General features: G+C 70.1%; 22 protein-coding genes. 9 read left to right on the forward strand and 13 right to left on the reverse strand.

Annotated elements, in window-relative coordinates:
- Nucleotides 1–25 precede the first annotated feature (25 nt).
- Entirely contained in the window at nucleotides 26–997 is a 972-nt protein-coding gene (locus GGQ63_RS06710; RefSeq protein WP_183853824.1) for a LysR family transcriptional regulator, read from the reverse strand.
- 151 nt (nucleotides 998–1,148) lie between these two features.
- Between GGQ63_RS06710 and GGQ63_RS06715 the strand changes: the two genes are divergently transcribed.
- The gene (locus tag GGQ63_RS06715) at nucleotides 1,149–1,739 is read left to right on the forward strand and encodes a malonic semialdehyde reductase (RefSeq protein WP_343061106.1); all 591 of its coding nucleotides are present in this window, start codon (nucleotides 1,149–1,151) and stop codon (nucleotides 1,737–1,739) included.
- A 16-nt stretch (nucleotides 1,740–1,755) separates the two neighbouring features.
- Here GGQ63_RS06715 and GGQ63_RS06720 read toward each other — a convergent pair whose 3' ends face one another.
- The 10 genes from GGQ63_RS06720 to xseA form a co-directional block, all read right to left on the reverse strand.
- Nucleotides 1,756–3,429: a methyl-accepting chemotaxis protein gene (locus GGQ63_RS06720; RefSeq protein WP_183853829.1), complete on the reverse strand. Its 1,674-nt coding sequence runs from the start codon at nucleotides 3,427–3,429 to the stop codon at nucleotides 1,756–1,758.
- Nucleotides 3,430–3,584: 155 nt separating this feature from the next.
- A complete protein-coding gene (locus GGQ63_RS06725; RefSeq protein ID WP_183853831.1) occupies nucleotides 3,585–3,893 on the reverse strand; it encodes a YXWGXW repeat-containing protein in 309 nt (102 codons plus the stop codon).
- Nucleotides 3,894–3,985: 92 nt separating this feature from the next.
- Nucleotides 3,986–4,912 carry a hypothetical protein gene (locus GGQ63_RS06730; protein WP_183853833.1) on the reverse strand — a complete coding sequence of 309 codons (927 nt, stop codon included), beginning with the start codon at nucleotides 4,910–4,912 and terminating at the stop codon, nucleotides 3,986–3,988.
- A gap of 125 nt (nucleotides 4,913–5,037) precedes the next feature.
- On the reverse strand, nucleotides 5,038–6,711 hold the full coding sequence (locus GGQ63_RS06735; RefSeq protein ID WP_183853835.1) for a thiamine pyrophosphate-binding protein: 1,674 nt from the start codon (nucleotides 6,709–6,711) through the stop codon (nucleotides 5,038–5,040).
- Nucleotides 6,712–6,789: 78 nt separating this feature from the next.
- Entirely contained in the window at nucleotides 6,790–7,149 is a 360-nt protein-coding gene (locus GGQ63_RS06740; RefSeq protein WP_183853837.1) for an HVO_A0114 family putative DNA-binding protein, read from the reverse strand.
- Nucleotides 7,146–7,427 carry a toxin-antitoxin system TumE family protein gene (locus GGQ63_RS06745; protein WP_425502064.1) on the reverse strand — a complete coding sequence of 94 codons (282 nt, stop codon included), beginning with the start codon at nucleotides 7,425–7,427 and terminating at the stop codon, nucleotides 7,146–7,148. Before GGQ63_RS06745 ends, GGQ63_RS06740 begins: the two co-directional genes overlap by 4 nt.
- Nucleotides 7,428–7,490: 63 nt before the next feature.
- Nucleotides 7,491–8,261: an ABC transporter permease gene (locus tag GGQ63_RS06750; protein ID WP_183853839.1), complete on the reverse strand. Its 771-nt coding sequence runs from the start codon at nucleotides 8,259–8,261 to the stop codon at nucleotides 7,491–7,493.
- Nucleotides 8,258–9,082: an ABC transporter ATP-binding protein gene (locus GGQ63_RS06755; protein ID WP_425502065.1), complete on the reverse strand. Its 825-nt coding sequence runs from the start codon at nucleotides 9,080–9,082 to the stop codon at nucleotides 8,258–8,260. The genes GGQ63_RS06750 and GGQ63_RS06755 overlap by 4 nt, the downstream gene beginning before the upstream one ends.
- Before the next feature lie 2 nt (nucleotides 9,083–9,084).
- On the reverse strand, nucleotides 9,085–10,119 hold the full coding sequence (locus GGQ63_RS06760; protein ID WP_183853841.1) for an ABC transporter substrate-binding protein: 1,035 nt from the start codon (nucleotides 10,117–10,119) through the stop codon (nucleotides 9,085–9,087).
- A 187-nt stretch (nucleotides 10,120–10,306) separates the two neighbouring features.
- Nucleotides 10,307–11,884 carry an exodeoxyribonuclease VII large subunit gene (gene xseA, locus GGQ63_RS06765; protein WP_183853843.1) on the reverse strand — a complete coding sequence of 526 codons (1,578 nt, stop codon included), beginning with the start codon at nucleotides 11,882–11,884 and terminating at the stop codon, nucleotides 10,307–10,309.
- 79 nt (nucleotides 11,885–11,963) lie between these two features.
- Between xseA and GGQ63_RS06770 the strand changes: the two genes are divergently transcribed.
- The 8 genes from GGQ63_RS06770 (at nucleotide 11,964) to GGQ63_RS06805 (ending at nucleotide 20,041) form a co-directional block, all read left to right on the forward strand.
- Nucleotides 11,964–12,704, forward strand: coding sequence for a 16S rRNA (uracil(1498)-N(3))-methyltransferase (locus tag GGQ63_RS06770; protein WP_183853845.1), 741 nt, complete (start codon nucleotides 11,964–11,966; stop codon nucleotides 12,702–12,704).
- A gap of 195 nt (nucleotides 12,705–12,899) precedes the next feature.
- The gene (locus GGQ63_RS06775) at nucleotides 12,900–13,925 is read left to right on the forward strand and encodes a Fe(3+) ABC transporter substrate-binding protein (RefSeq protein WP_183853847.1); all 1,026 of its coding nucleotides are present in this window, start codon (nucleotides 12,900–12,902) and stop codon (nucleotides 13,923–13,925) included.
- Nucleotides 13,926–14,036: 111 nt separating this feature from the next.
- Nucleotides 14,037–15,671, forward strand: coding sequence for an ABC transporter permease subunit (locus GGQ63_RS06780; RefSeq protein ID WP_183853849.1), 1,635 nt, complete (start codon nucleotides 14,037–14,039; stop codon nucleotides 15,669–15,671).
- A gap of 132 nt (nucleotides 15,672–15,803) precedes the next feature.
- Nucleotides 15,804–17,609, forward strand: a complete 1,806-nt coding sequence (locus GGQ63_RS06785; RefSeq protein ID WP_183853852.1) for an AsmA family protein — start codon at nucleotides 15,804–15,806, stop codon at nucleotides 17,607–17,609.
- Between the two features lie 100 nt (nucleotides 17,610–17,709).
- The gene (locus GGQ63_RS06790) at nucleotides 17,710–18,414 is read left to right on the forward strand and encodes an EF-hand domain-containing protein (protein WP_183853854.1); all 705 of its coding nucleotides are present in this window, start codon (nucleotides 17,710–17,712) and stop codon (nucleotides 18,412–18,414) included.
- Between the two features lie 120 nt (nucleotides 18,415–18,534).
- Nucleotides 18,535–19,137, forward strand: coding sequence for an RNA polymerase sigma factor (locus GGQ63_RS06795; RefSeq protein ID WP_183853856.1), 603 nt, complete (start codon nucleotides 18,535–18,537; stop codon nucleotides 19,135–19,137).
- Nucleotides 19,134–19,580, forward strand: coding sequence for a hypothetical protein (locus GGQ63_RS06800; protein WP_183853858.1), 447 nt, complete (start codon nucleotides 19,134–19,136; stop codon nucleotides 19,578–19,580). Before GGQ63_RS06795 ends, GGQ63_RS06800 begins: the two co-directional genes overlap by 4 nt.
- The gene (locus GGQ63_RS06805) at nucleotides 19,577–20,041 is read left to right on the forward strand and encodes a periplasmic heavy metal sensor (protein ID WP_183853861.1); all 465 of its coding nucleotides are present in this window, start codon (nucleotides 19,577–19,579) and stop codon (nucleotides 20,039–20,041) included. Before GGQ63_RS06800 ends, GGQ63_RS06805 begins: the two co-directional genes overlap by 4 nt.
- Nucleotides 20,042–20,056: 15 nt before the next feature.
- Here GGQ63_RS06805 and GGQ63_RS06810 read toward each other — a convergent pair whose 3' ends face one another.
- Nucleotides 20,057–20,878 carry an ABC transporter permease gene (locus tag GGQ63_RS06810; RefSeq protein WP_183853863.1) on the reverse strand — a complete coding sequence of 274 codons (822 nt, stop codon included), beginning with the start codon at nucleotides 20,876–20,878 and terminating at the stop codon, nucleotides 20,057–20,059.
- Nucleotides 20,875–21,792 carry an ABC transporter permease subunit gene (locus tag GGQ63_RS06815; RefSeq protein ID WP_183853865.1) on the reverse strand — a complete coding sequence of 306 codons (918 nt, stop codon included), beginning with the start codon at nucleotides 21,790–21,792 and terminating at the stop codon, nucleotides 20,875–20,877. Before GGQ63_RS06815 ends, GGQ63_RS06810 begins: the two co-directional genes overlap by 4 nt.
- Nucleotides 21,793–21,796: the final 4 nt, after the last annotated feature.

The following is a 21,796-nucleotide window of genomic DNA, read 5'->3' on the forward strand; positions in this document are numbered from 1 at the left end:
GTTTCTTGTGGTTCGGCCGGCGAGGTTAGCCGACAGGCGGCGCCGCGTCACGCCCGCCGAGACGGACGGCCTCGCAGACGCCGGGCAGGAGATGCGGAAGCGCCTCCAGCTCGGCACGGATCTGCCGCTCCATCTCGTCGACCAGCCAGCGCCCGGCGCGGCCGAGCGGCCGGCTGACGAGATTGACCGCGCTGATCGGGATCTCGAAGCTCTGCCGGTTCTCGGTGGCGATCGCCTTCAACCGGCCCGAGGCGATCGCCCGCGCGACGAGATGCACCGGCATGTTGCACCAGCCGAAGCCGGCAAAGAGGAAGGAGACGCGGGTCGGCATATCGATGAAGCGCCACACGTCGCGGCTGATCACGCTCGCCGCCGGCTGGGTCGGCCGGCCATCCGTCATGACGAGCTGACGATGCCGCTCGAGCACCGCGCGCGGCACCGGCTCCGCCTCGCGGGCGAGCGGGTGGTTCATTGCGACGACCGGAATCATCGGATAGCCGACGAGGAAGCGCCGCTCGACGTCGAGATCGCCGCCCATCGGCCAGGAATGGAAGGCGAGCCGCACATCGCCGTCGCGCAGCCGACGCTCCGGGCCGGCGAGCGGCTCGGTCATCACGGTGAGCGGCACATCGGGAAAGGTGCGCGAGAAGCGGCGCAGCGCCCCGACGATGACGGTCGGCGACAGGATCGGGTCGATGGCGACCGGGAGGGAAGGCTCGATGTCCTCGGTGATCGCCCGCGCCTTGTCCTTCAGCCGCTCCGCGTCGCGCAGGATCGCCCGCGCGTCGACGACGAGCGCGGCACCCGCCTCGGTGACCTTCGGCGTCCGGCCGGCGCGGTCGAAAAGCGCGACACCGAGCGTCTCCTCGAGCGTCTGCATCGCCTGGCTCACCGCCGACTGGACGCGCCGCAGCTGGCGCGCCGCGCCCGAGAAGGATCCGGTTTCGACCACCGCGACGAACACGCGGAGCTGGTCGAGCGTCAGACGGTCCAACATCCATCATCTCCACAGATGGTTCTCATCTAATTTTTGCCGATTGAGATGATGGATGTCGATGCCGATCTTCGGGTCACCGCAAGACGGGACCACGACGGAGCACCCGACCATGACCACCGAAACCCTCGATCGGCCGCAGGCCGCGACCGCTGTGCCGGCGCGCGTCTCAGACGCCGCGCTCGACCAGATCTTCCGCACGGCGCGCACCCATTTCGCCTGGCAGGACCGGGACGTCTCCGAAGAACTGCTGCGCGAGGCGGTCGAGGTCGCGAGCTTCGGCCCCACCGCGGCGAACAGCCTGCCGCTCCGGGTGGTCTTCGTCCGCTCGCAGGAGGCGAAGGAGCGGCTGAAGCCGGCGCTCGCGCCGGGCAATGTCGACAAGACGATGAGCGCCCCGGTGACGGCGATCGTCGGCCACGATGTCCGCTTCTTCGACCAGATGCACCGCACTTTCCCGCATGTCGACCTGAAGCCGATGTTCGAGGGCAATCCGGATGCGGCGAAGGCGACGGCGCGCCAGAGCGCGACGCTGCAGATCGCCTATCTGATCCTGGCGCTGCGCGCGCTCGGGCTCGACACCGGCCCGATGGCCGGCTTCGACGCGGAGAAGGTCGATGCCGAGTTCTTCCCCGGCGGCACGGTGAAGACCGACCTCCTCGTCAATATCGGCTATGGCGACAGCGGGAAGCTCTTCCCCCGCGGCTACCGCCTGCCCTTCGACGAGATCGCGCAGATCGTCTGAGGCCGGACCGCGCCGCTCAGGCGGCGCGGATCTCGGCGACGAAATGATCGAGCTGGCTGCGCAGGGTCTCGGCCTGATGGGCGAGGTCTTCGGCCGAATCGACGATCGAGGCGGCCGCGCTGCCCGTCCGCTCTGCGGCGGCCGAGAGCCCGGTGATCGTGGTCGAGACGGCGCGCGTCCCGATCGCCGCCTGGTCGACATTGCGGGCGATCTCGCCGGTCGCCGCGGTCTGTTCCTCCACCGAGGCGGCGATCGCCGCCGAGATCTCGTTGACGCGGTCGATCGTGCGGGTGACGCCGCCGATCGCGTCGACCACGGCACGGGTCGATTGCTGCACCGACGCGACCTGCTGGGATATGTCCTCGGTGGACTTCGCCGTCTGGTTGGCGAGCGTCTTCACCTCCGACGCGACGACCGCGAAGCCGCGGCCGGCATCGCCGGCCCGCGCCGCTTCGATCGTCGCATTGAGCGCGAGGAGATTGGTCTGCTCGGCGATGCGGTTGATGAGGTCGACCACCTCGCCGATCCGCCCGGCGGTCGTGGCGAGACCGCCGGCGATCTGCCGGGTCGTGCTCGCCTGGCTCGCCGCCTCCGCCGCGATCACCGCCGCGTCCGAGACCTTGGCGCCGATCTCGTCGATCGAGGAGGACAGTTCTTCGGCAGCGGCCGCGACGAGGCCGACATTGTCCGATGTGCTGCCCGAAGCGGTGACGATCGCGGCGGAACGGCTCGAGGCGTCGCGCGCCGTCTCGTCCATCACCTTGGCGTTCTCCTTCAGCCGGACGGCGGCCGTCTCGACGGCGGTGACGACCCCGCGCACGTTGCGTTCGAACCGGTCGGCGAGGGCGCCGAACGCCTCCCGACGCTCGGCGGCGGCGCGCGCTTCCGCCTCGCGCCGCTCCGCGGCGAGCCGGCGGACCTCGAGCCCGTTCTCGCGGAACACCGAGAGCGCCGCCGCCATGCGGCCGATCTCGTCGCGCCGGTCGTGGCCGGTGACCGCGACGTCGAGATCGCCCTCGGCGAGACGCTGCGTGGTCCGCTGCAGACGCACGAGCGGACGAACCACGGCGCGATTGGTTATGAAGAGCCCGATGGCGGCGATCAGAAGGGCAGCGGCGAGCAGGAGCACGGCCACAGATATGGCCTGCTGCGCGAAACGGGCGCCCTGAGCCGCGGCCTCGGTGACGCTCCGCTCGATCGCATCCCCGGCCTTCTCCATCGCATCTTCGAGGACGCTGAAACGCTGATCGAACTGCGCGAGCTGCGCACGCGCCGCGGCACCGTCCTCGAAGGCCAGTGCGACAATGCGCTGCGCCTGATCGATATAATCGGCGAGCGGCTGGTCCAGCCCGTCGAGCATGGCGCGCGCCTCGGGCGACAGCGGCAGCGCCTTGTTCCGCGCGACCGTCTCGCGGAAGGTCGCGGCGTGCTCGTCCGTCGCCGCGCGCACCGCGGCGGCGGCGGCCTGCCCGTCGCCAGAGTCGATCAGCGCCTCATAGACGTCGCCCCGCAAGGCGTCGTGCATCATGTCGCCGACCATGTGCTGGCGCAGCGCCGTATTGGTGGTGGCCGAGAGCGACAGCTCGCCCGCGAAACGCTCGCTCGCATAAATCGCGATTCCCGAGGCCGCCACGGCGCTCGTTGCGACGAGAACGAGGACACTGCCCAGTTTCCGACCGACGCCGGCCATGACCGCTCCTTCGTGATATACCACCTCCACGCGAGATAGGCGCCGAAGCTGGCGCGAGGCTGGCGTGTGGTCGGCCGGAACGGCGCGAGACCGAGATGAGCGGCGAAGAGGCGGCCGTGGCCGCCCCCTCCCGATGATCGCTGATGGGCGGCGCCTCAGCGCCCCCAGCCGCCCGGCGTGAACTGCCATTCGCCGCCGCGGCGGACCCAGCGCGGCTCGCGCCAGCGCTGGCCGCGGCGCTCGCGCTCGAAGCGTCCCTCGACCCAGGCGAAACGGCCGCGCCGCCACTCCCAATAGCCCGGCACCCAGACATAGCCGCGGCGGGGCGGCGGCCGGACCTCGCGGCGCGGCGCCGGCGGCGCCATCCGCACCCGCACATCGGCGGCGGCTTCATCCACCGCCGCGAGCGGCACGAGCGCCACCGAAGCGAAAAGACCCGTCAACAGGCTACGACGCGAGAGCATGCACGACTCCTTGGACATGAACGCGCCCGCTCCTCGCAGGCGCGCCCCGGTCCCCCGATCGCGTGAACGAAGAAGAAGCCGCTTTCCGTCGCTCAGATCGGATAGCCGGTGCGTTTGAGGAACAGCGCCAGGCGGTCGGGGAATTTGAGCAGCTTCCGGTCCTTGCGCGGACAGGCGTCGATATCGTCACCGGAAAGGCAGGTCTCCTCGCCCTCGTCGGCGGCGGAGTCCCAGTGCGACCGCAGCGCCGCCATCGCCGCGCCCCCCTCCCCCACGCGCGCCTTCGCCGCCACCCAGCCGGCGACGAAGCCCGGCGAGGTCCAGCGATTCTCCGGGTCGACGTCCGACTCGAGCTGCGCGAGCCAGGCCCGGTGTTCGGCAAGAAAGCGCGGCTCCGCCGTCACGTCGATCCGCACGCCCGCCCGCACCGCATAGACGACGAGCGGTGCGGCGCTGCAGGCATAGCAATCGAAGGCATAAAGGAAACGGTTGTCGACCGTGACGATCTCGGCAACACCATCGCCGTCGACGTCGCGCAGGTAATCGCCGTCGCCGTCGAACGTGCCGATCTCGACGCCCGTCCAGCCGGCCTCGGTCTCCGTCGCGACAATCGCCTGCGAGCAGCAATGCGCCCCGCCGGTATAGCTCGAGAAATAGACCTCCTTGCCGGCGTTCGCCGGGTCGATCTCCGCGATCATCGCGTCCGCAGCGATCTCATCGAGGCCCGAGGGCGCGCCCTTCGCCCTCAACACCGCCTTGCCGTCGACCGAAACGGTCAGTTCCGGGGTCTCGACCGCATCGGCGCCCGCCGGCATCGGTTCCTGGACGATCCGCGCGGTGATCGGGCCGTCTGTAACGCTGCCGTCGCGAGCGCCTTCGGAGAACTCGATGTGCGGATAGGCCGGGCCGTCCTCCTCCGGGTCCTGCGCGAAGGCGGGCGCCGCCAGGAGCATCGATCCGACGGCCATCAGGACGGCGAGGCCGCCGCGGGCGGCACGCGCATGTTCGAACAGCTTCATCCGACACGCCCCTCTCGACTCGCTCGACGGCTTCCACCCTAGCTTTCGGCCGGTCATCTCGAAAGGCTGCGACGTGCCGCCCGTCGCGAGGCTCCTGCCGATTGCGAGCCGCGACCGAAGACCCCTCAGCGCCGCCCTGCGCCGCGGATCGCGCCGATGGTCGAGGACGGGGTGATGGCCTCGGGATCGACCTTGACGTGCAGGATCGCCGGCTTGCCCGAGGCGAGCGCGCGTTCGAAGGCCGGCATGAAGTCCCCGGTCGTCGCGACGGTCTCGCCATGCCCGCCATAGGCGCGGGCAAAGGCGGCGAAATCCGGATTGACGAGCGGCGTGGCGACGACCCGTTCCGGATAATGACGTTCCTGGTGCATGCGGATCGTGCCGTACATGCCGTTGTCGACCACCACGACGACGATCGCCGCGCCGGCCTGCACGGCCGTGCCGAATTCGAGCCCCGTCATCTGGAAGCAGCCGTCGCCCGCGAAAGCGACGACGATCCGCTCGGGATGACGCAGCTTCGCTGCGACCGCCGCCGGAACGCCATAGCCCATCGAGCCGGAGGTCGGCGCGAGCTGGGTGCCGGGGGCGCGGAAGCGATGATAGCGATGCAGCCAGACGGCGTAATTGCCCGCGCCATTGGTGAGGATGGCGTCGGCGGGCAGGCGGGCACCGAGCGCCTTGATCACCGGCCCCATGTCGACCCCGTCGAGATCGCGCGGCGTCGGCTCCGACCAGGCGCGATAGGCCGCGTTTGCCGCCCGGGTCTCGGCGCCCCAGGGGATCGAGACCGGCGGATGGACGACTTCGAGCTGCGCGGCGAAGCCGTTCGGCGTCGCATTGATGGCGAGCGCCGGCCGATAGACCCGGCCGAGTTCATCGGCATCGGCATGGACGTGGACGAGCGTCTGGTCGGGCTCGGGAATGCCGATCAGCGTATAGCCCTGCGACGGCATCTCCCCCATCCGGCCGCCGATCAGGAGCAGGAGATCGGCCGCGCGGATGCGCGCAGCGAGCGCCGGATTGATGCCGACGCCGACATCGCCGGCGAAATTCGGGTGCTCGTGGTCGAACAGGCCCTGGCGGCGGAAGGAAACCGCCACCGGCAGGTCGAAGCGCTCCGCGAAACGGGCGACCGAGGCGAGCGCCTTCTCGCTCCAGCGCGCCCCGCCGAGAATGGCGAAGGGGCGCTGCGCCGCCCACAGCAGCTTCTGCAGCTGCGCGGTCTGGGTGAGGCCCGGATAGGTCTCGACCGGCTCGGCCGCCGCCGCGACCGGCACGGCCGCGGTCTCGCGCAGCATGTCCTCCGGCAGGGCGAGCACGACGGGTCCCGGCCGGCCGGCGACGGCGACATGGAAGGCGCGCGAGACGAATTCCGGCACACGCTCGGCGCTGTCGATCTCGGCCACCCATTTGACGACGCTGCCGAACATGCGGCGATAGTCGATCTCCTGGAAGGCCTCGCGCTCGCGCATGTCGCGCCCGACCTGGCCGACGAAGAGGATCATCGGCGTCGAATCCTGCATGGCGACGTGCAGGCCCGCGGCGGCGTTGGTCGCCCCCGGCCCGCGCGTGACGAAGCAGATGCCCGGCCGGCCGGAGAGCTTGCCGAACGCCTCGGCCATCATCGCCGCGCCGCCCTCGTGGCGTGCCACCGTGACCGGAATGCCGGAATCATAGAGCGCGTCGAGCGCGGCGAGATAGCTCTCGCCCGGAACGCAGAAGACCCGTTCGACACCGTTTGCCGCGAGCGCCTCGACGAGCAACCGGCCGCCGGTGCGGGGAGGAATGTTTTCGACCATGGGGACCGCGTGAGGAGGAAGCGATGCTTCTCGTCTAGGTCCGATCGGCGCGGGGCGCAACCGGCGGACCGCCCGCCCTCACGCCGCCGCGCTCACCTTGAAGGCGAAGTCGATCTCGTCATAGGGGAACACGACGCCTCCCTCTTCGCGATCGATGATGCCGGCATTGATGAGGGTCGTGATATCGCGATGAACCGCCTGGACGTCGCGGCCCACCCGCCGGGCGACCTCGCGAATCGCGAGCGGCCCCTGACCCGCCATGATCTTGACGATGGCGAGGCGCGAAGGCGCAAGAACGCGATGCATGTCGTCGTAGCTGGCAAAGCTTACCCCGTGATCGGCGGTCCTCGGCTTGCCCGCGGCAGCGTTCTCCCACGCGTCGAGGAAGCCCGCCCTCATGGCATCCATCGTCTCGATCCGAACGTGCAGCGTCCTCATGCCATGATCCTCCTCACGTCGGCCTCGAACGCAGCGAACAGATCGGCCGGCCCGGTGAAAACGAACGGCTCTTCCCGGCCGGCGATGTGGCGGTGGTCGCCCTTGCCCCGCTCATTGTCGTAGCGCACCACGCAGACACCCTCGACGATCAGCGCGAGCCGATATCTGAAGGCATGGCTGCTGCCGGGAACCGGGGTAGGCACTCTCCAAAGGACCATCTCGGTGAAGGCCGTTTCACCGATCGGCATACGACGGAAATAGAGCAGCTCCGCTTTCACGTCCGCAACGATACCGCCATACCGCCCCGTTGTCGATGAAAACAACACCGGCGCGCGAGGCCCTCAGGTTCCGAAGCCGGAGCGCTGCGCCCAGCCGGTAGTGCGCTTTTCGAGCCAGGCCATCGCCGCATACATGACGATGCCCTCGACTGCGAGGGCGATCAGACCGGCGAAGACGAGCGGCACCTGGAACAGCGCCTGCGCCTGCAGCATCAGATTGCCGATGCCGCGATTGGAGGCGACCGATTCCGAGATCACCGAGCCGACGAAGGCGAGCGTGATGGCGATTTTGAGCGAGCCGAAGAAATAGGGCAGCGCGCGCGGAATGCCGACCTTGCGCATGATGTCGAGCTTCGAGGCGCCGAGCGCCTTCAGCACGTCCTCGAGCTCCGGCTCGATGGTGGCGAGCCCGGTCGCGACATTGACGACGATCGGGAAGAACGAGATCAGGAAGGCGGTGAGCACGGCGGGTACCGCGCCGATGCCGAACCACAGCACCAGGATCGGCACGACCGCCACCTTCGGGATGGCGTTGAAGCCGATCATCAGCGGATAGACGCCGGCATAGACGGTGCGCGAGGCGCCGATCGCGAGGCCGAGCAGGAGGCCGAAGCCGACCGCGAGCAGGAAGCCGATCAGCGTCGTCACGAGGGTGACGAGCGAATTGTCGACGAGCGGCCGCCAGAACTGCACCATCGCGCCGAAGACGAGCGAGGGCGGCGGCAGGAAGAAGGGCGGGATGGCGAAGAGCCGGCACACCGCTTCCCAGATCACGAACAGGCCGACGGTGAAGATCCACGGCGCGAAGCGGATGAGCACGGGCGTCGCGGTCATCGGCGGGCCTCCACGATATGGCCGCGCAACTCGTGCACGATCTCCTGGAAGCCGGCCGTATAGGTGATCTCGAGGTCGCGCGGCCTCGCAATGCCGACCGTCCGTTCGACGAGGATGCGGCCCGGCCGGGCCGACATGACGAAGATCCGGTCGGCGAGGAACACCGCCTCGCGCAGATCATGGGTGACGAGCACGACCGTGATGCCGGTCCGCTGGTGCAGGTCGCGGATGACGCACCACAATTCCTCGCGCGTGAAGGCGTCGAGCGCGCCGAACGGCTCGTCGAGCATCAGCAGTTGGGGCTCGTGGATCAGCGCCCGGCAGAGCGCGGCGCGCATCTGCATGCCGCCCGAGAGCTGCCAGGGGAATTTGTCGCCGAAGCCGGCGAGGCCGACCGAGGCGAGCAGACGCTCCGCCCGGTCGACATACTCCGCCTTGTTCCAGCGCAGCCGCCGCCGATGCGGCTCGACCACTTCGAGCGGCAGCATCAGATTGTCGAGCGTCGTCCGCCAGGGCAGGAGGTTCGGCGCCTGGAAGGCCATGCCGGCGATCTTCACCGGCTTCGTGACCGGCTCGCCTGCAACGGAGACCGTGCCCCCGACCGGGAATTGCAGCCCGGTCGCGAGCTTCATCAGGGTCGACTTGCCGCAACCCGACGGCCCGACCACCGCGGCGAATTCGCCGCGGCCGATCGTGATGTCGAGACCGTCCACGGCGAGCGTGCCGGTCCCCGCCTTCAGCGCGGCCGCGCCGCCATAGACATGGCTGACCCCCTCGAGGCGGACGAAGGGATCCGCCGCCGCCCCCTGCCCCGCCGACACGCCTACATCACCTTCCGGTCGTCGGCCGACGGCAGGAAGGACGGGTCGAAGACGGCCTCGGCCGCCGGCTTCGCCTTGAATTCGTAGGTGAGGCCGATCTGGTCGATGGCGGCGCCGAGCCGGGCGGAGTCGATAGCGCCGAAGCCGTTCGCCTTGACCTCGTCCGTCAGGATGTTCTGGTCGACCGCCATCTGCAGCCGTTCGAGCTCGACATTCTTCGCGACCAGCGGGTTGGCGGCCGTCACGTGCTCGACCGCCGCGGCGGGATCGGCGACCGTCTCCTTCAGCGCCTTGTTGAAGGCGGCGAGGAAGCCCTTCACCGCCTCGGGATTCTTCTCGGCGAAGGCCGGATTCACGAAGATCGCATTGCCGTAGAGATCGACGCCGTGATCGGCCATCAGGAGCACGGTGATGTCGTCCGCCGGCACTCCGTTCGCCTTCAGATTGATGAAGGAGGAGAAGGAGAAGCCGGTGATCGCATCGACATCGCCGGCGGCGAGCATCGGCTCGCGGACCGGGAAGCCGACATTCTCGACGGTCACCTTCGTGCTGTCGATGCCGTTCGCGGCGGCGAAGATCTTCCACTGCGCCCAGGCACCGTCCGGCGCGGGTGCGCCGAGCTTCTTGCCCTCGAGATCCTTCGGCGCGGTGATGCCGAGGCTCTTGCGCCCGACGATCGAGAAGGCCGGCTTGTTGTAGACCATGTAGACGGCCTTGAGCGGCACGGTCGGATTGGCGTCGACGAATTTGATCAGCGAATTGATGTCGCCGAACCCCATGTCGTAGGTGCCGGACGCGACCCGATTGATCGGCTCGAGCGAGCCGCCCGCCGTATCGATCGTGACGTCGAGCCCGGCATCCTTGAAGTAGCCCTTGTCGAGCGCGATCAGGAACGGCGCCGCCGGACCCTCATACTTCCAGTCGAGCGAGAACTTGACCGGCGTCTGCGCCGACGCGGCGGCCGCGAGGCCGGCGAGCGCGAAGCCGGCCAGCGCGGCAAGGGACGAGAAGCGACGGACGAGGCGCGACGTGGGCATGAACTCTCCTTCCGGGAACGACCGCGCGGACCCTGCGGCCCGCACCCTGTCGAGCCCATGGCAAGTTCCATGCCGCCGGCGCGCGCAGCCGTCCTGCACGGGACATCCGTCGGTTGCCGCCCAAAAACGAGGCAGAAGAGAGCGGCAGAAACGCCTACGCCCCCGCCCGGTCCGGGAGAGGACGTGCCTAGAACAGGCTGCCCTGGCCGCTGCGGGCGGACGACGACTTCTTCGGCGCGGCGGGTGCCGGCTTCGGCCGTTCCGCCGGCTCCGCGGGGGAGCCGGCGGCCGTCGCGCCGACCGGGCCGTCCTGGAACCGGATCGTGAGCGCCATGCCCGGCGACACCGCGACAGCCGTCTTCACGGGTGCGCCGTCGCTGTCGGTGACGAGCGCGAAGCCGCGGGCGAGCACCGCCTTGTAGGACAGCGTCTCGGCGAGCCGCCACAGCCGGTCCATTCGCTCACGGCTCCGCTCCGCGCTGCGGCAGAAGGCCGTGAAGGCGCGCCGGTCGAGCGTCTCGGCCCGCTCAGCGGCGCGCCGCAGCCGCTCCGCCACCGGCTCGATGCGCAATCGGCCGGAGGCCCGCAGAAACGTCGCCCGGCGGCGTTCGACCGAACGTTCGAGCGCCCGGCCCTTGCGATCCGCGGCGAGCGCGAGCCGTTCGCGCGCGCGGCCGACGATGCGCTCGAGACAGGCGGGCGTGAAGCGTGCCTCGACACGGCCGAGCCGCGCCTTGTGGGCGAAGGCGCTGGCGGCGAGCGCCCGGTCGAGGCGCGTCGCCCATTCGTCGAAGGCGCGGCGCGGGATGGCGAGCAGGTCGTCGAGCCGCGGCAGGCCACGGGCGAGCGCGCGCACCTCGCGGCGGCGCTGCTCGATGCCGCGCAGCGCCCCGCTCTCGAGCCGGCGGGCGAGATCGCCCACCGCCGCGACGAGTACGGAGCGCACCGGCACGGCCATCTCGGCGGCGCCGGTCGGCGTCGGCGCGCGCAGATCCGCGGCGTGGTCGATCAGCGTCGTGTCCGTCTCATGGCCCACCGCCGAGATGAGCGGGATCGCCGAGGCCGCGGCGGCCCGCACCACCACCTCCTCGTTGAACGCCCACAGATCCTCGAGGCTGCCGCCGCCGCGCGCCACGATCAGCACGTCCGGCCGCGGGATCCGGCCGCCCGCGGGCAGCGCATTGAAGCCGGCGATCGCCGCCGCCACCTCGGCGGCCGCCGTCTCGCCCTGGACGCGCACCGGCCAGACGAGGACATGAACCGGAAAGCGGTCGGCGAGGCGGTGCAGGATGTCGCGGATCACCGCACCCGTCGGCGAGGTGACGACGCCGATGACGCGCGGCAGATAGGGGATCGGGCGCTTCCGCGCCGCGTCGAAGAGGCCCTCGGCGGCGAGCCGGCGGCGGCGCTCCTCGAGCAGCGCCATCAGCGCGCCGGCGCCGGCCGGTTCCAGCGAATCGATGACGATCTGGTATTTCGACGAGCCGGGGAAGGTGGTGAGCTTGCCCGTGGCGATCACTTCCAGCCCCTCCTCGGGGCGGAAGCGCAGCCGCTGGAAGGTCATCTTCCAGATCACCGCCTCGAGCTTGGCGCGGTCGTCCTTGAGCGCGAAATAGGCGTGGCCCGAGGAATGCGGCCCGCGATAGCCCGACACCTCGCCCCGGACGCGGACATAGCCGAAATTCTCCTCGACCGTCCGTTTGAGGGCGAGCGAGATCTCGGAGACCGTGAATTCGGCGGCGTTGGTGGCGGGCGTTTCGGCCATGGCGCATGCCTAACCCGATCCGGTGTTCCCGTCGACCGCTCCGTTGCGACACGATGCGGCGGGAGGTATCGGAAGAAGCATGTCCCGCTATGATTTCACCAGCCAGCGCCTCTTCCTCGACGCCGATCTCGCCATTGGCGCGACGCTGCCGCTCGATCGCGACCAGGCGAACTATCTCGTCACCGTGCTGCGCATGCGGCCGGGCGAGAGCCTGCTCGTCTTCAACGGGCGCGACGGCGAATGGCGCGCCGTGCTCGAGGGCGACCGCAAGCGCGCGGCCCTGACGATCGGGGAACGCACCCGTCCGCAGACGCCGCCGGCGGTGCTCGACTATCTCTTCGCGCCGCTCAAGCAGGGCCGCCTCGACTATATGGTGCAGAAGGCCGTCGAGATGGGCGCCGGCCGGCTGCGGCCGGTGATCACCCAGCACACCCAGGTGCCGAAGCTCAATCCGGAGCGACTGCGGGCGAACGCCATCGAGGCGGCCGAGCAGTGCGGCATCCTGTCCCTGCCGGCGATCGACCCGCCGCGGCCCCTCCTCGATGTCGTCGCCGAGTGGCCCATGGCGATGCCGCTCGTCTTCTGCGACGAGAACGAGGCGGGCGATCCGCTCGCCGTGCTGTCGCGCCTGACCGATGGCCCGCTCGGCGTCCTGATCGGGCCGGAGGGCGGCTTCTCCGCCGAGGAACGCGACCGGCTGAGGCGCCTGCCTTTCGTCGTTCCGATCGCGCTCGGGCCGCGCATCCTGCGCGCCGATACCGCGGCGGTCGCCGCGCTCGCGCTCGTCCAGGCCGCGAAGGGCGACTGGCGCGGATCGTAAGGATCACTTGGAATCCGGTCGCGAGGTCCCAGTCCGATCCGCAGTTTCCGAGCCGAGTTTAGAGATGTTCCACATTGGAATCAATCTAATACATTGATTTGATTGGGCTTCTGGTTGACCGCAACGGTCGCCGCCCGCATTTTGCCGGCGCTCCGGCGCAGACGCGCCGGCGACACGAACGGATGGAGAGAGACGATGACCCGCCTTCTCGCAGGCCCCCTTCTGGCCTTCGGCGCGTTCTGCGCTGCCGTGCCCACTGCGCTCGCGCAAGAGGTGAACGTCTACACGACCCGCGAACCCGGGCTGATCCAGCCGCTCCTCGATACCTTCAGCACCGAGACCGGCATCAAGGTCAACACGATCTTCGTCAAGGAGGGCCTCGCCGAGCGCGTCGCCGCGGAGGGGGAGAACTCGCCCGCCGACCTCTTCAATGTCGTCGATTACGGCAATCTGATCGAACTCGTCGACCGTGGCCTCACCCAGCCGGTCCAGTCCGAGGTTCTGACCGCTTCGATTCCGCAGAACCTGCGCGACCCGGACAATCAGTGGTTCGCTCTCTCGATCCGCGCCCGCGTCGCCTATGTCTCGAAGGACCGGGTGAGCGACGAGACGCTGACCTATGAGGACTTCGCCGATCCGAAATGGAAGGGCAAGGTCTGCATCCGCTCGGGCCAGCACCCCTACAACACCTCGCTGATCGCCGCGCTGATCGCCAAGGACGGCGCCGAGGCGGCCGAGACCTGGCTCTCCGGCGTCAAGGAGAACCTCGCCCGCAAGCCCGGCGGCGGCGATCGCGATGTGGCGCGCGACATCCTCGCCGGCCTCTGCGACATCGGCATCGGCAACTCCTACTATGTCGGCCTGATGCGGTCGGGCGCCGGCGGCGAGGAACAGAAGCCCTGGGGCGAGGCGATCCGCGTGATCCTGCCGACCTTCAAGGACGGCAAGGGTACGCATGTGAACGTCTCCGGTGCGGCGATCGCCAAGAACGCGCCGAACCTCGACAATGCGAAGAAGCTGCTCGAATTCCTCGCGTCCGACGAGGCGCAGCACATCTATGCCAAGGCGAACTTCGAATATCCGGTCAAGCCGGGCATCGAGGCGGACCCGATCATCGCCGCACTCGGCCCGCTCACCATCGACCCGCTGCCGCTCACCGTGGTCGCGAAGAACCGCAAGCAGGCGAGCGAGCTCGTCGACAAGGTCGGCTTCGACGAGTAAAGCGAAGCGCCTCGAGGCGGGCCGTCCCGGCCCGCCTTTTCCCCTTCAGACCACCGCGCCCGCTTGACAGACCTTCTCGAGCCCGCCGATCCCGTCGCCGAAGCGGCGGCCGTGAAGAGCCGCCTGGGCCCGGGCTGGCCCTGGCTCGCCGCCTCCTTCGCCGTGGCGCTGCTCGTGCTCGCGCCGGTCGCCGGCCTCGTCGTCTTCGCGAGCCGCGGCTCCGGCGGGCTGTGGCCCCACCTTCTCCAGAACGTCCTGCCGGTGGCGGTCCGCACCACCGTGCTGCTGCTCGCCGGGGTCGGCCTGTCGGTCGCGGTGATCGGCGTCGGCGCGGCCTGGCTCGTGGCGATGTTCCGCTTTCCCGGCCGGCGCATCCTCGAAGTGGCGCTGATCCTGCCGCTCGCGGTGCCGACCTATATCGCCGCCTATGCCTATCTCGACGTGACCCACCCGGTCGGGCCGGTGCAGACCTTCCTGCGCGGCCTTCTCGGCATTTCCGACCCGCGCGGCCTGTGGTTTCCCGAGATCCGCTCGCTCGGCGGGGCGATCTTTCTTCTCGCCTTCGTGCTCTACCCTTACGTCTATCTCCCGGTGCGGGCGCTCTTCCTGATGCAGTCGGCCTCGATGCTCGAGGTGTCGCGCACGCTCGGCGCCGGGCCGTGGCGCAGTTTCCGCACCGTCGCGCTGCCGCTCGCCCGGCCGGCGCTCGTCGTCGGCGTCAGCCTCGCCATGCTGGAAGCGCTCAACGACATCGGCGCTTCGGAATTCCTCGGCGTGCGCACCCTCACGGTCGCGATCTACACCACCTGGGTCACCCGCTCCTCGATCGAGGGCGCCGCGCAGATCGCCCTCTTCATGCTGGCGATCGTCTTCGTCCTCATCCTCGTCGAGCACCGCGCCCGCCGGAGCCGCCGCTATGCCGGCCCCGCCGGCCGCGGCCGCGCGCCGGCGCCGCGGCGGCTCGCCGGCTGGCGCGGGCTCGCCGCCGCCCTGCTCCTCTCGCTTCCCGTCCTGCTCGGCTTCGTCGTGCCGGCGAGCTATCTCGTCCTCTCCGCGGTGCGCCGGGTCGGGACGCGGGGCCTGCCGGCCGATCTCGGCTCCTGGATCGCCAACAGCGTCGGCCTCGCGGCGATCGCCGCGCTCGTCGCCGTCGCGGTCGGCCTCGTGCTCGCCTATACGGTGCGCGTCGTGCGCGGTCCGCTCGCGCCCTTCCTCGTGCGCGTGGCGAGCGTCGGCTATGCGCTTCCCGGCACGGTGCTCGCGGCGGGGCTGCTCGTGCCGCTCGCGAGCCTCGACAATCTCATCGCCAATGCGGTCAGGAGCTGGACCGGCGTCTCGCCCGGCCTCCTCCTCACCGGCTCGGGGGCGGCGCTCGTCTTCGCCTATGTGCTGCGCTTCCTCGCGGTCTCGGCCGGCGGGCTCGAGGCCGGTCTCGCGCGGATCAGCCCGTCGATCGACATGGCGGCGCGCAGCCTCGGCGCCGGGCCGCTGAAGACGGTCGGCCGCATCCACCTGCCGATGCTCTCTCCGGCGCTCGCCGCCGCCGGGCTGCTCGTCTTCGTCGACTGCATGAAGGAATTGCCGGCGACGCTGCTGCTGCGGCCGTTCAATTTCGAGACTCTCGCTACCCATGTCTATGGCGAGGCGGCCCGCGGCACCTATGAGGATGGCGCCGTCGCCGCGCTCGCCATCGTGCTCGCCGGCCTCGTCCCGGTCGCGCTCCTCGCCCGCACCGGACGGCGATAATCCTTCCCCGTCGCTCGCCGCCCGTCGATCACGGGATGTGGACGTTCTGAAAAATTCCTTGAAGGGCCTGCCGAATGGCCCTATCCGATGCCTATGCCGCGGTGCAATGAAAAGACCGGGGGCGGTGCGCTGATGAAACGGCTGCTCATTCCCGTCCTCCTCGTGGCCGCAGCGGTGGCCGCGGCTCTGTCCGCGACGCCCTTCCTCGTCTCGACCGATATGGTCGCCACCGCGCTGACCCGCCACGTGCTCGGCTGGACCGGCCAGACCCTCGCCTTCTCCGGCACGCCGGCGGTGCGTTTCGATCACGGCCTGTCGATCCGCTTCCAGGACGCGCGGATCGGCCCCGCCGACGCGCCGCTCGCCGAGATGGACGCGCTCGTCGTGCGGGTCGGCATGCTCGCCCTGCTCTTCGGGCGGCTGGAGACGAAATCCTTCGAGCTCGACAGGCCGCATTTCCATCTTTCGCCGGAGGCCGCACATCTCGCGCGCTACGCCTTCGACGACGATCCGGTGAAGTCGCGCTTCGGCCGGGTGATGATCCGGTCCGGCACGCTCGTCTATCGCGACGCGGCGGGCGCCCCGGCCTTCTCGGCCGACGCGATCGACGCGGAGTTCGACTGGCCCTCGACGGCGGCCGCTTTCGACGCGCATGGCTGGCTCGCCTGGCGCGGCGAGCCGGTCGAGTTCGGCGCGACGATCGCGAACCCGGCGGCGTTGGCCGACGGACGGTCGACGACGCTGCGCCTGAGCCTCGGGGCCAAGCCGGTCCGCGCGAGCTTCTCCGGCACGACGCAGACGGCCGGCGGCTTCGTCGCCGAGGGGCAGCTCTCGCTCTCGACCGCGTCGCTGCGCGATCTCTCCGCCTGGCTCGACGGCCCCGGCGGCTCCGGCGCAACTTTCGGTCCCGCCTCCGTCGAGGGGCGCGCGCGACTCGCCGCCGACGGACTCTCCTTCAGCCAGGCGACGCTGCGGCTCGACGGCAACGAGGCGGAAGGGGCACTCAGCCTTTCGCCGGGGACGGCGCGTCCGGCCCTCGCCGGCACGCTGGCGCTCGACCGGCTCGATCTGACGCCCTACGCCGACGCGCTCGTCGCGGCAACGGGCGGCCCGAGGCGCTGGAGCACTTTCCCCGTTCCGACCGGCCTGCTCGACGCGCTCGACATCGACCTGCGTCTCTCTGCGAACGAGGTACTGACCGGCCGCGTGCGGCTCGGCCGCAGCGCCGCTGCCCTGAATATCTCCGCCGGCCGGCTCGCGGCCAGTCTCGGCGAAGCGCAGCTCCTCGGCGGGCGGCTCGTCGGCTCGCTCGATCTCGGCCCGAAGGCCGGCGGCGCCGCCGCGCGGCTCTCGGCCCGACTGGACGGCATCCCCGCACGGCTCGCCCTCTCCGATCTGCTCGGCCTCGGCGCCGTCGACGGCATCGGCGGCGGCGAGGTGACGCTCGGTGCGCAGGGCGCGACGCTCGGCGCCCTGATCGGGTCGCTTTCCGGGGACGGACGAGTGCGCATCACCCGCGGGACGATCGCCGGTCTCGACGTCGGCGCCATCGTGCGGGCCGTCAACACGGGGAGTTTCAGCCCGCTCAACAGCCTGGTCGGCGGCAGCACCGGTTTCGAACAGCTGACCGCCGGTCTCTCGATCGGCGACGGAGAGGTGCGCACCGGCGATCTGTCGATCCGCGGCAGCGGCTATACGGTCGAACTCGTCGGGCGGGCGCCGATCGGCACCACGTCGATCTCCGGCCGCGGCCAGTTGCTCGTCGAGCGCGCGGCCCGCAGGCCCGACGGGCCGGCCGACACCGTCCCCGTCCCCTTCCTTCTCGGTGGGCATTGGGATGCGCCGACCCTTGTGCCGGATTTCGACGGCATTCTCGACCATGCCGATGCCGGCGCTGCGCCGGGGCCGATCCGGCTCGGCTTTCTCAGCCCCCGCTGAGGCACGAAAAAAGATCTTCACCCGCGTAGGGAAAACCGCGCTGCGGCGTGATGCTCCTCGAAGGCGTTTGACGGGGCGCTCTTCGACAGGAGACGAACCGATGATGAGAAGCCGATTGCTCGCGACCACCCTGGTGCTCGCCGCGACCGCGTTTTCCCTCCCGGCGGCCGCGCAAGGCCCCGATCCCGAAGACCGCGAACCGGTCGGCCGGGCGATGCTGTTCTGGGCGCTCGACCGCAATGGCGACGGCGCGATCGATCAGAGCGAGCTCCAGGCGGCGCGCGGCGCCCTCTTCGACGCGCTCGACGCCGACAAGAACGGCACGCTGACCCGCGAGGAGGTGCTCGCCGGCCTGCCGCGCATGGGCCATGGCCCGCATGGCTGGGGCGGCCCCGGCATGGGTCGCGGTCCCGGCATGGAGAGGGGCATGATGGGTCCCGAGGATGGGCCGGGCGGACCCATGGGTCGGGATGGCCCCGGACCGGACGGTCGCGGCCCCGGCTGGGGCGGACCGGATGGCGGCCCCGCGGCGGAGGGCGACCGCGACGCGCGGCGCGAGGAACGGCGTGCCCGCCGCGACGAACGCCGCGCGAAGATGGAAGAGCGTCACGAGAAGATGGAAGAGCGCCTCTTCGCCCGGCTCGGCTTCGGCGAGGGCGATTCGATCACGCGGGCCGATTTCGTCGCACGGCCGACGCCCGCTTTCACCCGGCTCGACACCAATGAGGACGGCAAGGTGAGCCGCGCCGAATTCATGGTGGCCGGGCCTCATGTGCTCGGCTTCCTGGGTCCCCTGGCGCGCTGACGGGCCGAGGGATGCATGGCGGACGCGATCGCTGCGAAAGGGCCAACCGCCCCCGCGCCCGACGCAGCGCGCGTCCGCCATGCTAAGATCGTCCGCGACGGCTTCTCGCGAGGCTTCCTGATGCGCCCAGCTGCGCCGGGCGCGACGAGCCCGGCGGACGATCCCGACGCACCACTCGTCGCCGCTTTGCGGCAGGGCGACGAGCGGGCGCTCGCCGAGCTGATCCGCCGCCATGGCGGGCGGCTGCGTACGCTCGTGCTGCGCTTCAGCGGCCGGCGGGACGAAGCGGACGACATCGTGCAGGAAACCTTCGTCGTCGCCTGGAAGGAGGCCGCGCGGTGGCGGCCCGGCGCTGCGCCTTTCGCCGCCTTCTTGACGCGGGTTGCGATCAATCGCGCCATCGATCGCGCCCGGCGGGCGCGGCTCTGGCGCTGGACCGGCCTCGCGGAGACGGCGGAGCCCGAAGACCCCGCGCCCGGTCCCGAGGCCGCCATGATCGACGCGGCGGAGACCCGCGCGGTGCTCGACGACATACGGACCCTGCCCGACCGCCAGCGGGCCGCGATCCTGCTCGCGGCGGAGGGGGATCGCGGGGTGGCGGAGATCGCCGCAACGCTCGGCGTCAGCGAGGGTGCCGCCGAACAATTGCTCGTCCGGGCGCGCCGGACGCTTCGCACGAAGCTCGCCGCGCGTCAGGATGCCGGAGAAGGGGACCAGACATGACCGGATCGACCCGTCAGCCTCTCTCGATGAGCCGGACCGAATTCGAGGATTCGCTCGATCGCCACGGCGGCACGCTGGCGCAGTGGCCCGAGGCGGAGCGCCGCGCCGCGCAGTCGCTCGTCCTGTCCGACCGGGACGCTGCAGCCGCACTCGCGCTCGCGGCGCGTCTCGACCGGGCGCTCGGCGCCCTGCCGGCCGCCCCGGTCGAACTGGGCTATGCGACGCGGATCGCCGCACGGGTCGCCGACCGGATGGCGGCCCCGCGACTCGGCCGTCTCGCGGCAGCCTTCGGCACGACGGCGCTCGCCGCCTCGCTCGTCGCCGGCTTCGTGCTCGGCACGACGCTCGCGCCGACCGATGACGCGTCGACGCTCGCCGCGCTCGTATTGCCCGACATCGATGGCGGGTCGAGCGCCGGCACGAGTTCGGGAGGCACGCTTTGACCCTGTCGCGCCGCCTCGTGATCGCGCTCTTCGTGCTGCTCGCTCTGTCGCTGTCGGCGAATTTCCTGGTGATCGGCTTCCTCGCCGGCCGCGGCTTCCACCCCGGCGGCCCACCCAACATGATGCGGATCGTCGAACAGGGACTGGGCGGGCTGCCGCCATCGCTGCGCGATGCGGTCGCGGCGGAACTCGAAGCGACGCAGCCTGAGATGGCGGCGGATCTCGCCCGGATTCGCGAGCAGCGCCGGGATCTGGTGCAAGCGATCAAGACGGAGCCCTTCGACCGCAGCCGCGTCGAAGCGGCCTTCGCCGCGCTGGGGGACCGGCTCGAAGGCATGCGCAAGCGCGGCGAACAGGCCGTGCTGCGGGCCCTCGAACGCGCTACCCCCGAGGAACGGTCCGAAATCCGCGAGCCGCGCGGCCCGCGATTCGACGACCCGCCGCCCCCGCCGCCGCTCTGACGGAGAAGCCGCGCCTCAGGGCGCTGCGGCGGCGAGCCGTTCGGCCCGGGCGCGCTCGACCTCGCGCCGCTTGGTGGCGATCGAGGCGATGATCACGCCGGTCGCGACGATGCCGATCAGGATCGTGCAGACGGCGTTGATCTCCGGCGTCACGCCCAGCCGCACCTGGCTGTAGATCTTCATCGGCAGGGTCGTCGCCCCCGGCCCCGTCGTGAAACTCGCGATGACGAGATCGTCGAGCGACAGGGTGAAGGCGAGCATCCAGCCGGCGACGACGGCCGGCGCGATCAGCGGCAGGGTGATCTTGAGAAAGGTCTTCCCCGGCGGACAGCCGAGATCGAGCGCGGCCTCCTCGAGCGAGCGGTCGAAGGTGACGAGGCGCGACTGCACCACCACCGCGACGAAGCACATCGAGAGCGTGATGTGGGCGAGCACAACGGTCCAGAAGCCGCGGTCGAACCCGACCGCCACGAAGAGCAGCAGCAGCGACAGGCCGGTGATCACCTCCGGCATGACGAGCGGGGCGTAGACCATGCCCGAAAAGAGCGTCCGGCCATGGAAGCGGCCGTAGCGCACCAGCGCCACCGCGGCGAGGGTGCCGAGGATCGTGGCGCAGGTCGCCGAGATCAGCGCGACGCGGATGGTCACCCAGGCGGCGTCGAGAATGCCCTGATTGTGGATCAGCGACACGTACCACTGGGTCGAGAACCCACCCCATACCGTCACGAGCCGCGAGGCGTTGAACGAATAAACGACGAGCAGCACGATCGGCAGATAGAGGAAGGAGAAGCCGAGCACCAGCGAGGTGACGTTGAACCAGGACGGCCTGTCGTTCATCTGAGCCGCTCCTCGTTCTTCTTCTGCTGGTTCTGGAAGATCACGATCGGCACGACGAGCACGAGGAGCAGGATGACGGCGACGGCCGAGGCGACCGGCCAGTCGCGATTGAGGAAGAACTCGTTCCACAGCGTGCGGCCGATCATCAGCGTGCCCGAGCCGCCGAGCAGGTCGGGAATGACGAACTCGCCGACCGCCGGAATGAAGACGAGGAAGCAGCCGGCGACGACGCCCGGCAGCGACAGCGGGAACGTGATCTTCCAGAACGACTCGATCGGCCGGCAGCCGAGATCGGCCGCCGCCTCGAGCAGGGTCTGGTCCTGCCGCTCGAGCGCGGCATAGAGCGGCAGCACCATGAAGGGCAAGTAGGAATAGACGATGCCGATATAGACCGCGAGATTGGTGCCTGTGATGACGAGCGGCTCGTCGATCACGCCGACCGCGAGCAGCACCTGATTGAGCAGGCCCTCCGGCTTCAGAATGCCGATCCAGGCATAGACGCGGATCAGGAACGAGGTCCAGAACGGCAGGATCACCATCATCACGAGGGTCGGGCGCCAGCGGGCCGGCGCCCGCGCCATGCCATAGGCGAGCGGATAGCCGATCAGGAGCACGAGGAAGGTCGAGACGAGCGCGATCCACAGGCTCTCGAGATAGGCCTTCCAGTAGAGGGCATCCTCGGTCAGCCAGACGTAATTGTCGGTGGTGAATTCCTTCGCCTGTTCCCAGACCGCCGTCAGCCCCTGCGCGAAATCGATCGCCGGCGTATAGGGCGGGATGGCGATCGCCGTCGTCGAGAAGGAGATCTTGAGGACGATCAGGAAGGGGATGAGGAAGAAGACGATCAGCCAGAGATAGGGGATGCCGAGCACCAGGAAGCGGCCGCCGCCGCCCTTCGGATCAGGCCCGGCCATCGGC

Source organism: Prosthecomicrobium pneumaticum, from assembly GCF_014199915.1.
Taxonomy (GTDB): Bacteria; Pseudomonadota; Alphaproteobacteria; order Rhizobiales; family Kaistiaceae; genus Prosthecomicrobium; species Prosthecomicrobium pneumaticum.